This is a genomic window from Pseudomonas fluorescens (assembly GCF_018614775.1).
Lineage (GTDB): Bacteria > Pseudomonadota > Gammaproteobacteria > Pseudomonadales > Pseudomonadaceae > Aquipseudomonas > Aquipseudomonas fluorescens_BY.
Window position 1 is genome coordinate 1 of the sequence record NZ_JAGGOF010000110.1, and the last position, 12,709, is coordinate 12,709.

Below are 12,709 nucleotides of genomic sequence, written 5' to 3' on the forward strand. Positions count from 1 at the left end.
AGCAAGCCCGCTCCCACAAATTACTGAAGGCAGGCCAGCCTCATGATTTACCGTTTTTTTCACATGCCACCCGGATAATCCGGGCGAATGCGGCATCTGAACCAGCCATTCCCTTAGCCCCAAACCCTCTGGAACGCATTCCTTCCATGGCCAAATCCCAAGCACCGTCCTCTGCCAAACCGTCCCGTCGCTCTCGCTTCGCCCTGCCCTGGTACGCCTGGGCGCTGCTGATTGTGGCTGCTGCCTATGGCCTGGCGTTTGCGATGCACTGGGATGACCGCGGCCGGCTCTGGCTATCGGAACACTTTGAAAGCCCGGCCCAACGCCAGGAGAGTGTCTGGCTGCCGGACTACCACGCCGTGATCGACGCCAAGCCGCTGCCTGGCATGGAGAAGGATGAGGCGTCCGATGTGACCTACAACCCGCAGACCAAGACCTTGTTCGCCGTCATGGGCAAGAACCCGTTCCTGGTGGAACTGAGCCTGCAAGGCGATGTGCTGCGCAAGATGCCATTGGTGGGCTGGAGCAATCCGGAAGGCGTGACCTATATGGAGGACGGCCTGCTGGCCATTACCGATGAGCGCAATCACACGCTGTTGATCGTCCACGTGGATGCCAACACCCGCGAACTGAACAGCGCTGATTTCCCCCACTACGACCTCGGCCCGTCAAAAAACCAGAACAAGGGTTTTGAAGGCATCGTCTGGGACCCGCGCAACCAGCAACTGGTACTGGGTGAAGAACGCCCACCGGCGCTGTTCACCTGGAAAAGCGACGGCAGCCAACGGCTCAAGGGCGACAAGCAGATCCATGTCAGCAATGAACTGGACCTGCGCAACCTTTCCGCCCTGGCGATCGACCCGCGCACCGGGCACATGCTGGTGCTTTCGGCCGACTCCCATCTGTTGCTGGAGCTGGACGAAAAAGGCGAACAGGTCAGCTTCATGACCCTGCTGGGTGGCTTCAATGGTCTCAAGGACACCATTCCCCGTGCCGAAGGTGTCACTGTCGATGAGGCTGGCAACCTGTACATGGTCAGCGAGCCGAACCTGTTCTATCGTTTCGAAAAGCAACCCTAATCTTGTAGGATTCTTCCGTCTTCGTTGTAGGGTGTGGCATCCGGCCATTAAGCTTCAGTTCAGGCAGCCGTGGTATTTCCCACCACCTGTTCTTATCCGAGCCCACCCCACATGCGTCGACTCGCCCGCCCGAAACCCCTGATCCTGAGCCTGCTGGCGATTGCACTGATTGCGCTGATCGCCGTTGGACAGCACCTGCGCCTGTTCGAGCGTGCCTGGTTCAACCTCAGTACCCTCTGGAAACCTGCCAGCGAGCAGACCATTGCCCTGGACCAATACCGGGTCACGGTCGAAGCCCAGGTCATCGACGGCCTGGACGACGATGTCTCGGCGCTGACCTTCGATCCGGTACGCAAGAGCCTGTTCACCGTCACCAATCAGAATTCCGAACTGGTCGAGCTGTCACTCGATGGCAAGATCCTGCGGCGCATCGCCCTGGTCGGCTTCGGGGATCCGGAAGCGGTGGAGTTCATCAGTGAAGACACCTACGTCATCACCGACGAGCGCCAGCAGCGGCTGATCAAGATTCATCTGGACCCTGACACCCGATTTCTCGATGCCGCCGACGCCGAGCAAATGACCCTCGGCGTGCACATGCGGGGCAACAAGGGTTTTGAAGGGTTGGCCTACGATTCGGTGGGTAAACGGCTGTTCGTGGCCAAGGAGCGTGACCCGATGCTGATTTATGAAGTGCATGGGTTTCCCCATCAGAATCCGGAAAAATCCTACGCGGTCCATGTGATCAACAACCCCAAGCGCGATGCCGGGCTGTTCGTGCGCGACCTTTCAAGCCTGCAATACGACGAGCGCAGCGGCCATCTGCTGGCGCTGTCCGAAGAGTCGCGGTTGATTATCGAGCTGGACATCGATGGCCGGCCACTCAGCACGCTGTCGCTGAGCAAGGGCCGCCAGGGTTTGCAGCAGACCGTACCCCAGGCCGAAGGCCTCGCCATGGACGACGATGGCACCCTGTATCTGGTGAGTGAGCCGAATCTGTTCTACGTGTTCAAAAAACCTTGATTCATTCACAGAACCCTGTGGGAGCGGGCTTGCTCGCGAATGCGGGATGTCATTCAACAAATGAGTGACTGATCTGCCGCCTTCGCGAGCAAGCCCGCTCCCACAAAGGATCTCGCCCAGCCGATGGACTGGGCACAGCCTTTATTCCGCCCGCAGAGTCCTGACCCCGTCCGCAGTCCCCAACAACAACACATCCGCCCCACGCGCCGCGAACAGGCCGTTGGTGACCACGCCAACAATGGCATTGATCTGGCTTTCCAGTTCCATTGGGTGGGTGATCTGCAGGTTGTAAACATCGAGGATGATGTTGCCGTTGTCGGTGAGTACGCCTTCGCGATACACCGGATCACCGCCCAGTTTCACCAACTGGCGGGCAACGTGGCTGCGGGCCATCGGAATGACCTCCACCGGCAACGGGAATGCGCCGAGCACCGGCACCAGCTTGCTGGCATCGGCGATGCAGATGAAGGTCCTGGCCACGGCCGCGACGATCTTCTCGCGGGTCAGGGCTGCGCCGCCGCCCTTGATCAGGTTCAGGTGCGCATCGCTTTCGTCGGCGCCATCGATGTAGAACTCCAGGTCGCTCACGGTGTTGAGCTCGTACACCGGGATCCCGTGGCCCTTCAGGCGCGCGGCAGTGGCTTCGGAGCTGGCAACCGCGCCATCGAACGCGCCCTTGTGTCGGGCCAGCGCGTCGATGAAGCAATTGGCCGTGGAGCCGGTGCCGACCCCGACGATGCTCTTGTCATCCAGTTTCGGGAGGATGAGGTCGACGGCGGCCTGGGCCACGGCCTGTTTGAGTTGATCCTGGGTCATGCGGGCTCCGAAAACGGGCAGGGAGTAAAGAGGGGGCGCGAGTATAACCCAACAAAACCTCGGGATTCGTGTGGTCGCCCGGCCAAAAGCCGGGTTAGACTCCTTGGCCCTGCCCAACCCGCCCAGTGATGCTTTCCGATGCTTGAACAGTACGTCAAAAAGATCCTCACCTCGCGCGTTTATGACGTTGCCGTGGAAACCCCGCTGCAGACCGCTCGCCAGCTTTCCGAGCGGCTGGGCAACAACATCTGGCTCAAGCGCGAAGACTTGCAGCCGGTGTTCTCGTTCAAGATTCGCGGGGCCTACAACAAGCTGACCCAGCTCAGTGACGAGGAACGCGCACGCGGCGTGGTCACGGCGTCGGCGGGCAACCATGCCCAGGGCCTGGCCCTGGCGGCCAAGGTATTGGGCGTGAAAGCTACCATCGTGATGCCCAAGACCACCCCGGAAATCAAGGTTGAAGGCGTGCGCTCCCGTGGCGGCAAAGTGGTGCTGCATGGCGACTCGTTCCCCGAAGCCCTGGCCTATTCGCTGAAATTGGTCGACGAAAAGGGCTACGTTTATATCCATCCGTATGACGACCCTCACACCATCGCCGGGCAGGGCACGGTGGCGATGGAGATCCTCCGGCAGCACCCGGGGCGCCTGGATGCGATTTTCGTCCCGGTGGGCGGCGGCGGGCTGATCGCCGGGATTGCGGCCTACGTGAAATACCTGCGGCCGGACATCAAGGTCATCGGCGTCGAGCCGGACGATTCCAACTGCCTGCAAGCGGCCATGGCGGCGGGTGAGCGTGTGGTACTGCCGACGGTGGGGCTGTTTGCCGACGGCGTCGCCGTGGCGCAGATCGGCCAGCACACCTTTGATATCTGCAAGCACCACGTGGACGAAGTGATCACCGTCAGCACCGACGAGATCTGCGCAGCCATCAAGGACATCTACGACGATACCCGCTCGATCACCGAACCTGCCGGCGCCCTGGGCGTGGCGGGGATCAAAAAGTACGTCGAGTCACGCGGTGTCAGCGGCCAGACCCTGGTGGCGATCGACTCCGGCGCCAACGTCAACTTCGACCGCTTGCGCCATGTCGCCGAGCGCGCCGAGCTGGGCGAAGGCCGTGAAGCGATCATCGCCGTGACCATCCCCGAGAAGCCGGGCAGCTTCAAGGCGTTCTGCGAAGCCATCGGCAAGCGCCAGATCACCGAGTTCAACTACCGCTACAACACCGGCAGCGAAGCGCACATCTTCGTTGGCGTGCAGACGCACCCGGAAAACGACCCACGCAGTGCACTGATTGCCAGCCTGACCGAGCAAGGTTTCCCGGTGCTGGACCTGACCGACAACGAACTGGCCAAGCTGCACATCCGCCACATGGTGGGCGGGCACGCGGCCCACGTCATCGACGAAGTGGTGCTGCGCTTCGAATTCCCGGAACGCCCGGGCGCGCTGTTCAACTTCCTCAACAAGCTGGGCGGACGCTGGAATATCTCGATGTTCCACTACCGCAACCATGGCGCAGCGGATGGTCGCGTGGTCGCGGGGCTGCAAGTGCCGCACGAAGAGCGCCACCTGGTCCCGGCGGCCCTGGAGGAAATCGGTTACCCGTACTGGGATGAAAGCGATAACCCGGCGTATCAGCTGTTCCTGGGTTGAGCCGTGCGCAACGCCGGACACTTCGCCACACGGGCTAAGCTGCTGAGTAAGCCATAAGGAAATCGAACCATGGAAACGTTGACCGCGTTGAAGATCGCCCACGTCATCGCCACTGCCCTGCTGTTGGCGGGCGCCCTTGGGCTGGCCATCTGGGTCTGGCGGACACGTCGCAACGGCGATACCACGGCGGCGGCTCGCACGTTGCAACGACCGCGGGTGTTCGTCTGGCTAGTGATGGGCCTGTCCCTGGTGAGCCTGCCGTTCACTGGCTGGTGGATGGTGCATCAGGTCGGCTGGCCGCTGGGGCAGACCTGGCTGCTGGCCTCCAGCGTGCTCTACACCTTGGCGGCACTGACGGGGTTCTGGCTGTTGGTGCGGTTGAACAAAGTGCGCAAGGCGCCGGCGGCGGGCACTGGTCGATTCACCTTTGCCTTGGCGTTGTTCAGCGTTGTCTGCCTTATCGCCATTGCTGGGCTGATGGGGGCCAAGCCGGTTTAAGCCATGGAACCGGGTCGGCTCCATCGCGAGCAGGCTCGCTCCCACATTGGAATGCGTACCCCTGTGGGAGCGAGCCTGCTCGCGATGACGACTTCAGCCGCGCAGCGAAATTACTGGCCACCCCCGCTTCTCGGCCTCGGCCCGCAAGTTCGGATCAGGATCCACCGCCACCGGGTGCGCCACCGCCTCCAGCAACGGCAGATCATTCATCGAATCGCTGTAGAAGTAGCTGCCCTCCAGTGAATGCCCAGTCTCTTCCAGCCAGCGGTTCAACCGGGTCACCTTGCCCTCGCGAAAACACGGCACGTCGGTGCTGCGCCCGCTGTAGCGGCCATCGATCATTTCGCACTCGGTGGCGATCAACGTCTCGACCCCCAGGCGCTCGGCAATCGGCGCGGTGACGAAGCGGTTGGTGGCGGTGATGATCACCAGCTTGTCGCCGGCGTCACGGTGTTTTTTCAACAGTTCGAGGGCCTGGGGCAACACAATCGGCTCGATGCAATCGCGCATGTAGTCCAGATGCCATTGGGCCAGTACTTCCATCTCTGTGCGACCGAGGATTTCCAGGCAGAAATTCAGGTACTCGGCGTTGTCGAGCTTACCGGCCAGGTAATCCTGGTAGAACGCATCGTTGCGTGCCTTGTAGGAAACGGCATCGAGAAAACCGCGCTCACACAGGTAGTCGCCCCACGCGTGATCGCTGTCGCCGCCCAGCAAGGTATTGTCCAAGTCGAATAAAGCCAGCCGCATTGCAGTTACCCGCTGAAAAATCTGAAGAAAGGCCTCCAGAATACGGACTTTTCACAAGAGTGCACATAAGGTAGGCCGGCTCGTTGCTGCCTTCACAACCTTTGTGGAACAATGCGGCGACATGCGTTTGCGAGGTTGTTGCCGTGATCGACCCCGATGGTTTCCGCCCCAATGTGGGGATCATTCTTACGAATGATGCAGGGCAGGTGCTATGGGCTCGCCGTATCAATCAAGACGCCTGGCAGTTTCCCCAGGGCGGGATCAACCCCCAGGAGACGCCGGAAGAGGCCTTGTACCGCGAGTTGAATGAAGAAGTGGGGCTTGAGCGTGAAGATGTCGAAATACTCGCCTGCACCCGCGGCTGGTTGCGCTATCGTTTGCCGCAACGCCTGGTTCGCACGCACAGCCAACCGCTGTGCATCGGCCAGAAGCAGAAATGGTTTCTCCTGCGCCTGATCTCCAACGAGCAGCGGGTGCGGATGGATCTGACCGGTAAACCGGAGTTCGATGGCTGGCGCTGGGTCAGCTATTGGTATCCGTTGGGCCAGGTGGTGACATTCAAGCGCGAGGTGTATCGACGCGCTCTCAAAGAGCTTGCCCCGCGCCTGCTGACGCGCGACTGACGACGGAGTTCGACCCCGAGCCATGCTCAATACGCTGCGCAAGATCGTCCAGGAAGTCAACTCCGCCAAGGATCTCAAGGCGGCGTTGGGGATTATTGTGTTGCGCGTCAAAGAGGCCATGGGCAGCCAGGTCTGCTCGGTCTATCTGCTGGACCCCGAGACCAACCGTTTCGTGCTGATGGCCACCGAGGGCTTGAACAAGCGCTCGATCGGCAAGGTGAGCATGGCGCCCAATGAAGGTCTGGTCGGCCTGGTCGGCACGCGCGAAGAACCCCTGAACCTCGAAAACGCCGCGGACCACCCGCGCTACCGCTACTTCGCCGAGACCGGCGAGGAACGCTACGCCTCGTTCCTCGGCGCGCCGATCATCCACCACCGCCGCGTCGTCGGCGTGTTGGTCATCCAGCAGAAAGAGCGCCGCCAGTTCGACGAGGGTGAAGAAGCCTTCCTCGTGACCATGAGCGCGCAACTGGCCGGGGTTATCGCCCACGCCGAGGCCACCGGCTCGATCAGCGGCCTGGGCCGCCAGGGCAAGGGCATCCAGGAAGCCAAGTTCGTCGGCGTACCGGGCTCACCGGGCGCGGCCGTGGGTACCGCGGTGGTCATGCTGCCGCCCGCCGACCTCGACGTGGTACCGGACAAGACCATCACCGATATCGAGGCCGAGCTGGGGCTGTTCAAGACCGCCATCGAAGGCGTGCGCGCCGACATGCGCGCCTTGTCGGCCAAGCTGGCGACGCAGCTGCGCCCCGAAGAGCGCGCGCTGTTCGACGTCTACCTGATGATGCTCGACGACGCCTCCCTGGGCAGCGAAGTGACCACCGTCATCAAAACCGGCCAGTGGGCCCAGGGCGCGTTGCGCCAGGTGGTGACCGACCACGTCAACCGTTTCGAACTGATGGACGACGCCTACCTGCGTGAGCGCGCCTCCGACGTCAAGGACCTCGGCCGCCGGCTGCTGGCCTACTTGCAGCAGGAGCGCCAGCAGACCCTGGTCTACCCCGACAACACCATCCTGATCAGCGAAGAACTGACCCCGGCGATGCTTGGCGAGGTGCCCGAGGGCAAGCTGGCGGGGCTGGTTTCGGTGTTGGGCTCGGGTAACTCCCACGTGGCGATCCTCGCCCGGGCCATGGGCATTCCGACGGTGATGGGCCTGGTGGACCTGCCGTACGCCAAGGTCGACGGCATCCAGATGATCGTCGACGGCTACCACGGCGAGGTCTATACCAACCCCAGCGACGTGCTGCGCAAGCAGTTCGCCGAGGTGGTGGAGGAAGAAAAGCAGCTGGCCCTGGGCCTCGATGCGCTGCGAGACCTGCCTTGCATAACGCTCGACGGCCATCGCATGCCGCTGTGGGTCAACACCGGCCTGCTGGCCGACGTGGCCCGGGCGCAGAAGCGTGGCGCCGAGGGTGTGGGCCTGTATCGCACCGAAGTGCCGTTCATGATCAACCAGCGCTTCCCCAGCGAAAAGGAACAGCTGGCGATCTACCGTGAACAGCTGGCCGCCTTCCACCCGCAACCGGTGACCATGCGCAGCCTGGACATCGGCGGCGACAAATCCCTGTCCTACTTCCCGATCAAGGAGGACAACCCGTTCCTGGGCTGGCGCGGCATCCGCGTAACCCTCGACCACCCGGAAATCTTCCTGGTCCAGGCCCGTGCCATGCTCAAGGCCAGCGAAGGCCTGAACAACCTGCGTATTCTGTTGCCGATGATCTCCGGCACCCATGAGCTGGAAGAAGCCCTGCACCTGATCCACCGGGCCTGGGGCGAAGTGCGCGACGAAGGCACCGACGTGCCGATGCCGCCGGTTGGCGTGATGATCGAGATTCCGGCAGCGGTGTACCAGACCAAGGAACTGGCGCGGCAGGTGGACTTCCTGTCGGTGGGTTCCAACGACCTGACCCAGTACCTGCTGGCCGTGGACCGCAACAACCCACGGGTGGCCGACCTGTACGACTACCTGCACCCGGCCGTGCTGCAAGCCTTGCAGAATGTGGTGCGTGACGCCCATGCCGAAGGCAAGCCGGTAAGCATCTGCGGCGAAATGGCCGGCGATCCGGCCGCCGCCGTGCTGTTGATGGCGATGGGCTTCGACAGCCTGTCGATGAACGCCACCAACCTGCCGAAAGTGAAGTGGATGCTGCGCCAGATCAACCTGAGCAAGGCCCAGGAACTGCTGGCGGAGGTGATGACCATCGACAATCCGCAAGTGATCCACAGCTCCTTGCAACTGGCGCTGAAGAACCTTGGCTTGGCGCGGATGATCAATCCGGCATCGAACAAGACGCTCTAGTCCGCGGCGCGCCCATCGCGAGCAGGCTCGCTCCCACAGTGGATCTCTATCGCACAAATGATGTGCGCACCGGAGATCTAGTGTGGGAGCGGGCTTGCTCGCGATGAGGCCGGCACAACTACAAAATCAAACCCTGACCTCAACCTCCCCCAAATGCCCCCCATGCGGCCCGAAGCTGCGCTCGACCATGTGCCGCGTACCGTCGGCATGAACGATCAACGCCGTACTCGCCCGCGTTCCATAAGCGGGGCTGGCAATGAACACGCTCGACAACAGCGTCTCGGTTGCCAACCCCACGCCGGTGTCCGGCAGTTCGGCCACCGGCGCGGGTTGTGGGTCATTGAGTAGCGCCAGCAATGCCTGGGGCTGCGGATCGTCCAGCACTTCACCGAGCGCGGCGCGGGCCTTGAGGAGTTTGGGCCATGGCGTGTTCAGCCCGGCGTTCGACACGCCATGGACGCCTTCAGCCAGGCGCTGGGGCCGGGCATCACGGGCATTGAAATGCCAGAGCTCAGTGCCGTCGCCGAGCAGCAGGTTGAAGCCGCCGTACTCTCCGGCACGGGGCACGACTTCACTGAAATACTCGGCAATCGACAGGCTCCCGGTCAGGAACCGCGCCACCAGCTCACCTCGCGACTTGAACGCCGGGACCTGGCCCGGGTCGCGAATGTTGGTCAGCGCCGCAAAGCGGCCGTCGGCACCGATGCCCAGCCAGGTGCCGCCAGCTTCAAGGTCGCGACCGGCATGGACATGGGGCGCATCCGGCCACTGGGCCAGGGGCAAGGTCGGCCGGGCGTAGAACTCGTCACGGTTGGCCGCCACGATCAGCGGCTGGGCGTGGCCGGGTCGCCAGGCAAATACGATCAGGCACATCAGGTAGTCCTGTTAACAATGCCAAACAACTATGAAGCCAGACACAACCCGTGGCTGGCTTCAGCCCACTCTACCCACACATCGCCCGCGCATCCATCGCCTTCAGTGGAGCCCAAGGCCATGGATCCGTTACCATACCGCTCTTGTTTCGGGGATGGGTAGGGAGACGCTGGTGGAATTTGTGCTCTATCTGCTGCTCGGCGCTTGTGCCGGTGTGCTGGCCGGGCTGTTCGGCGTGGGCGGCGGGATGATCATCGTGCCGGTGCTGGTGTTCAGCTTCACCTTGCAGGGTTTCGACCCGCAGGTGTTGACGCACCTGGCCGTCGGTACTTCCCTGGCGTCGATCATCTTCACCTCGGTCAATGCCGTGCGCGAGCATCAGCGCAAAGGTGCGGTGCGCTGGCCGATTTTCGCCTGGATGACCGCTGGTATCCTGGTCGGCGCCGGTTTCGGCGCGCTCACCGCCGAAGCGATTTCCGGCCCGCACCTGCAAAAGATCATCGGTGTGTTCGCCATGATCGTCGCGGTGCAACTGGCCCTGGACTTCAAGCCCAAGGCCAGCCGCACGGTGCCGGGCAAGGTCGGGTTGACCCTGGCCGGTACGGTGATCGGCTGGGCCTCGGCGATTTTCGGCATCGGCGGCGGCTCGTTGACTGTGCCGTTCCTGACCTGGCGCAGCGTGCCGATGCAGCAAGCGGTGGCGACTTCGTCGGCCTGCGGCCTGCCGATTGCCCTGGCCAGCGCAACAAGTTTCATGATTCTGGGCTGGCACGATCCGCTGCTACCGGCCCATAGTCTTGGTTTTGTCTATTTGCCGGCGTTGCTGGGCATCGCCCTGACGAGCATGGTCTTCGCCCGCTTCGGCGCGCGACTGGCCCATCGCCTGTCACCGCGCTTGCTGAAACGGCTGTTCGCCGCTTTGCTGTTCTGCGTGGGGCTGAGCTTCCTGCTCTGACGCAATCCTGGCTTAATCCCGAGGTGGCAGCGTCGCCCGGGTGTTTTTGACGTTTATGAGGAATATCAATGCTGCCTTACCCGCAGATCGATCCGGTGGCCCTGGCCATCGGCCCGCTGAAAATCCACTGGTACGGCCTGATGTACCTGGTCGGCATCGGCGGTGCCTGGCTGCTGGCGTCGCGTCGGCTCAACCGTTTCGACCCGACCTGGAACAAGGAAAAGCTCTCCGACCTGGTGTTCTGGCTGTCCATGGGTGTGATCGTCGGCGGACGCCTGGGCTACGTGCTGTTCTACGACCTGAGCGCGTACCTGGCGAACCCGACGCTGATCTTCGAGGTCTGGAAAGGCGGCATGTCGTTCCACGGTGGCTTCATCGGCGTGATGCTGGCGGCGGTGTGGTTCGGCAAACGCAACAACAAGTCGTTCTTCGAGCTGATGGACTTCATCGCGCCAATGGTGCCCATCGGCCTGGGCGCCGGGCGCATCGGCAACTTCATCAATGCCGAATTGTGGGGCAAGCCGACCGACGTACCGTGGGCGATGATCTTCCCGCCGTTCAGCGACCCGGCGCAGTTGCCGCGCCATCCGTCGCAGTTGTACCAGTTCGCCCTCGAAGGCGTGGCGCTGTTCCTGATCCTCTGGCTGTTCTCGCGCAAGCCGCGCCCCACCATGGCGGTGTCGGGCATGTTCGCGCTGTTCTATGGGATCTTCCGCTTCATCGTCGAGTTCGTCCGCGTGCCGGACGCCCAGCTCGGCTACCTGGCGTGGAACTGGCTGACCATGGGCCAATTGTTGTGCCTGCCAATGATTGTCGCTGGCCTGGTGCTGATCTGGCTGGCTTATCATCGTGCGCCGGCTGCGGCGGCCAAGGCTTAAACATTCGAACCCCGAGGCCCCGGCCTCGGGTTCAAGGACACAGGTAACCCATGAAGCAATATCTCGATCTGGTGGCCCATGTCATCAAGCACGGCACCAAGCAAGCCAACCGCACAGGTATCAATACCATCAGCTTCCCCGGTGCGATGCTGCGCTATGACTTGAAGGACGGGTTCCCGGCCATCACCACCCGCAAGATGGCGTTCAAATCCGCCATTGGCGAAATGTGCGGGTTCCTGCGTGGCGTCAACAACGCTGCCGAGTTCCGCGCCCTGGGCTGCAAGGTCTGGGACCAGAATGCCAACGAAAACGCCCAATGGCTGGCCAATCCGTTCCGCCAGGGCGACGATGACCTGGGCGAGATCTACGGTGTGCAATGGCGCAAGTGGCCGGCCTACAAGCAGATCCCGGTGAGCAACCGGGCGGCCATCGAGCAGACCCTGGCCAACGGCTACCGGCAGATCGCCGAAGGCGAAGAGAACGGCCAGGCCTACGTGGTGCTGTACAAGGCCATCGACCAGGTTCGCCAGTGCGTCGACACCATCATCAAGGACCCGGGCAGCCGGCGTATCCTGTTCCACGGCTGGAACTGCGCCCAGCTCGATGAGATGGCCCTGCCACCGTGCCATCTGCTCTATCAGTTCCACCCGAACGTCGAGACCAGGGAAATCTCCCTGACCCTCTACATCCGCTCCAACGACCTGGGCCTCGGCACGCCGTTCAACCTTACCGAAGGCGCCGCGCTGCTGAGCCTGATCGGCCGCCTGACCGGCTACACGCCGCGCTGGTTCACCTATTTCATCGGCGATGCCCACGTCTACGAAAACCACCTGGACATGCTCAACGAACAGCTCACCCGCGAGCCGTTCCCGATGCCGAAACTGGTGATTTCCGAGCGCGTGCCGGAATTTGCCAAGACCGGTGTGTACCAGCCGGAGTGGCTGGAGTTGGTAGAGCCAGGCGACTTCTCACTAGAAGGCTACCAACACCACGCGCCGATGACCGCGCCGATGGCGGTCTGAGCCACACAAGACCTCCTGTGGGAGCGAGCCTGCTCGCGATAGCGGTGTGTCAGTCAACATCAATATCAACTGACCCACCGCTTCGCGAGCAGGCTCGCTCCCACATTTGATCAGTGCTGAATGCGGCATCAATCCCGATAAAACACCTGCACCAGGTGATAGCCGAACTTGCTCTTGATCGGTCCATGCACCACCCGCAGCGGCTTCTTGAAAATCACCGCGTCGATCGCGCCGACCATC

Annotated in this window: 12 protein-coding genes and 1 pseudogene; 9 read left to right on the top strand and 4 right to left on the bottom strand. The window is 62.3% G+C overall.

The window, feature by feature from the left end:
• Positions 1 to 146 precede the first annotated feature (146 nt).
• The gene (locus J7E36_RS23935) at positions 147 to 1,079 is read left to right on the top strand and encodes an SdiA-regulated domain-containing protein (protein ID WP_215008608.1); all 933 of its coding nucleotides are present in this window, start codon (positions 147 to 149) and stop codon (positions 1,077 to 1,079) included.
• 111 nt (positions 1,080 to 1,190) lie between these two features.
• On the top strand, positions 1,191 to 2,099 hold the full coding sequence (locus J7E36_RS23940) for an SdiA-regulated domain-containing protein (protein WP_215008610.1): 909 nt from the start codon (positions 1,191 to 1,193) through the stop codon (positions 2,097 to 2,099).
• A gap of 141 nt (positions 2,100 to 2,240) precedes the next feature.
• On the opposite strand, the gene rpiA is transcribed toward J7E36_RS23940, so the two are convergent.
• On the bottom strand, positions 2,241 to 2,915 hold the full coding sequence (gene rpiA / locus J7E36_RS23945) for a ribose-5-phosphate isomerase RpiA (RefSeq protein WP_215008612.1): 675 nt from the start codon (positions 2,913 to 2,915) through the stop codon (positions 2,241 to 2,243).
• 138 nt (positions 2,916 to 3,053) lie between these two features.
• On the opposite strand from rpiA, the gene ilvA reads away from it, so the two are divergent.
• Together ilvA and J7E36_RS23955 are read left to right on the top strand one after the other, a co-directional pair.
• Entirely contained in the window at positions 3,054 to 4,568 is a 1,515-nt protein-coding gene (ilvA, locus tag J7E36_RS23950) for a threonine ammonia-lyase, biosynthetic (protein WP_215008614.1), read from the top strand.
• A 69-nt stretch (positions 4,569 to 4,637) separates the two neighbouring features.
• Positions 4,638 to 5,066 carry a DUF2269 family protein gene (locus J7E36_RS23955; protein WP_215008616.1) on the top strand — a complete coding sequence of 143 codons (429 nt, stop codon included), beginning with the start codon at positions 4,638 to 4,640 and terminating at the stop codon, positions 5,064 to 5,066.
• A gap of 93 nt (positions 5,067 to 5,159) precedes the next feature.
• Here J7E36_RS23955 and J7E36_RS23960 read toward each other — a convergent pair whose 3' ends face one another.
• Positions 5,160 to 5,816: an HAD family hydrolase gene (locus J7E36_RS23960; protein ID WP_215008618.1), complete on the bottom strand. Its 657-nt coding sequence runs from the start codon at positions 5,814 to 5,816 to the stop codon at positions 5,160 to 5,162.
• A gap of 143 nt (positions 5,817 to 5,959) precedes the next feature.
• On the opposite strand from J7E36_RS23960, the gene J7E36_RS23965 reads away from it, so the two are divergent.
• Entirely contained in the window at positions 5,960 to 6,439 is a 480-nt protein-coding gene (locus tag J7E36_RS23965; RefSeq protein WP_003186867.1) for an RNA pyrophosphohydrolase, read from the top strand.
• Between the two features lie 22 nt (positions 6,440 to 6,461).
• Complete coding sequence (ptsP, locus tag J7E36_RS23970; protein WP_215008620.1) at positions 6,462 to 8,741, top strand: phosphoenolpyruvate--protein phosphotransferase; 2,280 nt, start codon at positions 6,462 to 6,464, stop codon at positions 8,739 to 8,741.
• A 126-nt stretch (positions 8,742 to 8,867) separates the two neighbouring features.
• Here ptsP and J7E36_RS23975 read toward each other — a convergent pair whose 3' ends face one another.
• Entirely contained in the window at positions 8,868 to 9,614 is a 747-nt protein-coding gene (locus J7E36_RS23975) for an NRDE family protein (RefSeq protein ID WP_215008622.1), read from the bottom strand.
• A gap of 172 nt (positions 9,615 to 9,786) precedes the next feature.
• Here J7E36_RS23975 and J7E36_RS23980 point away from each other — a divergent pair, with 172 nt between their 5' ends.
• The 3 genes from J7E36_RS23980 to J7E36_RS23990 all read left to right on the top strand — a co-directional run bounded on the left by J7E36_RS23980 (position 9,787) and on the right by J7E36_RS23990 (position 12,469).
• Positions 9,787 to 10,569, top strand: a complete 783-nt coding sequence (locus tag J7E36_RS23980) for a sulfite exporter TauE/SafE family protein (RefSeq protein WP_215008624.1) — start codon at positions 9,787 to 9,789, stop codon at positions 10,567 to 10,569.
• Between the two features lie 68 nt (positions 10,570 to 10,637).
• Positions 10,638 to 11,447, top strand: coding sequence for a prolipoprotein diacylglyceryl transferase (gene lgt / locus J7E36_RS23985; protein WP_215008627.1), 810 nt, complete (start codon positions 10,638 to 10,640; stop codon positions 11,445 to 11,447).
• Between the two features lie 50 nt (positions 11,448 to 11,497).
• The gene (locus J7E36_RS23990) at positions 11,498 to 12,469 is read left to right on the top strand and encodes a thymidylate synthase (RefSeq protein ID WP_215008629.1); all 972 of its coding nucleotides are present in this window, start codon (positions 11,498 to 11,500) and stop codon (positions 12,467 to 12,469) included.
• 128 nt (positions 12,470 to 12,597) lie between these two features.
• On the opposite strand, the pseudogene J7E36_RS23995 reads toward J7E36_RS23990, so the two are convergent.
• Positions 12,598 to 12,709 (bottom strand): annotated as a pseudogene (locus tag J7E36_RS23995) (peptidylprolyl isomerase); the annotation flags it as partial.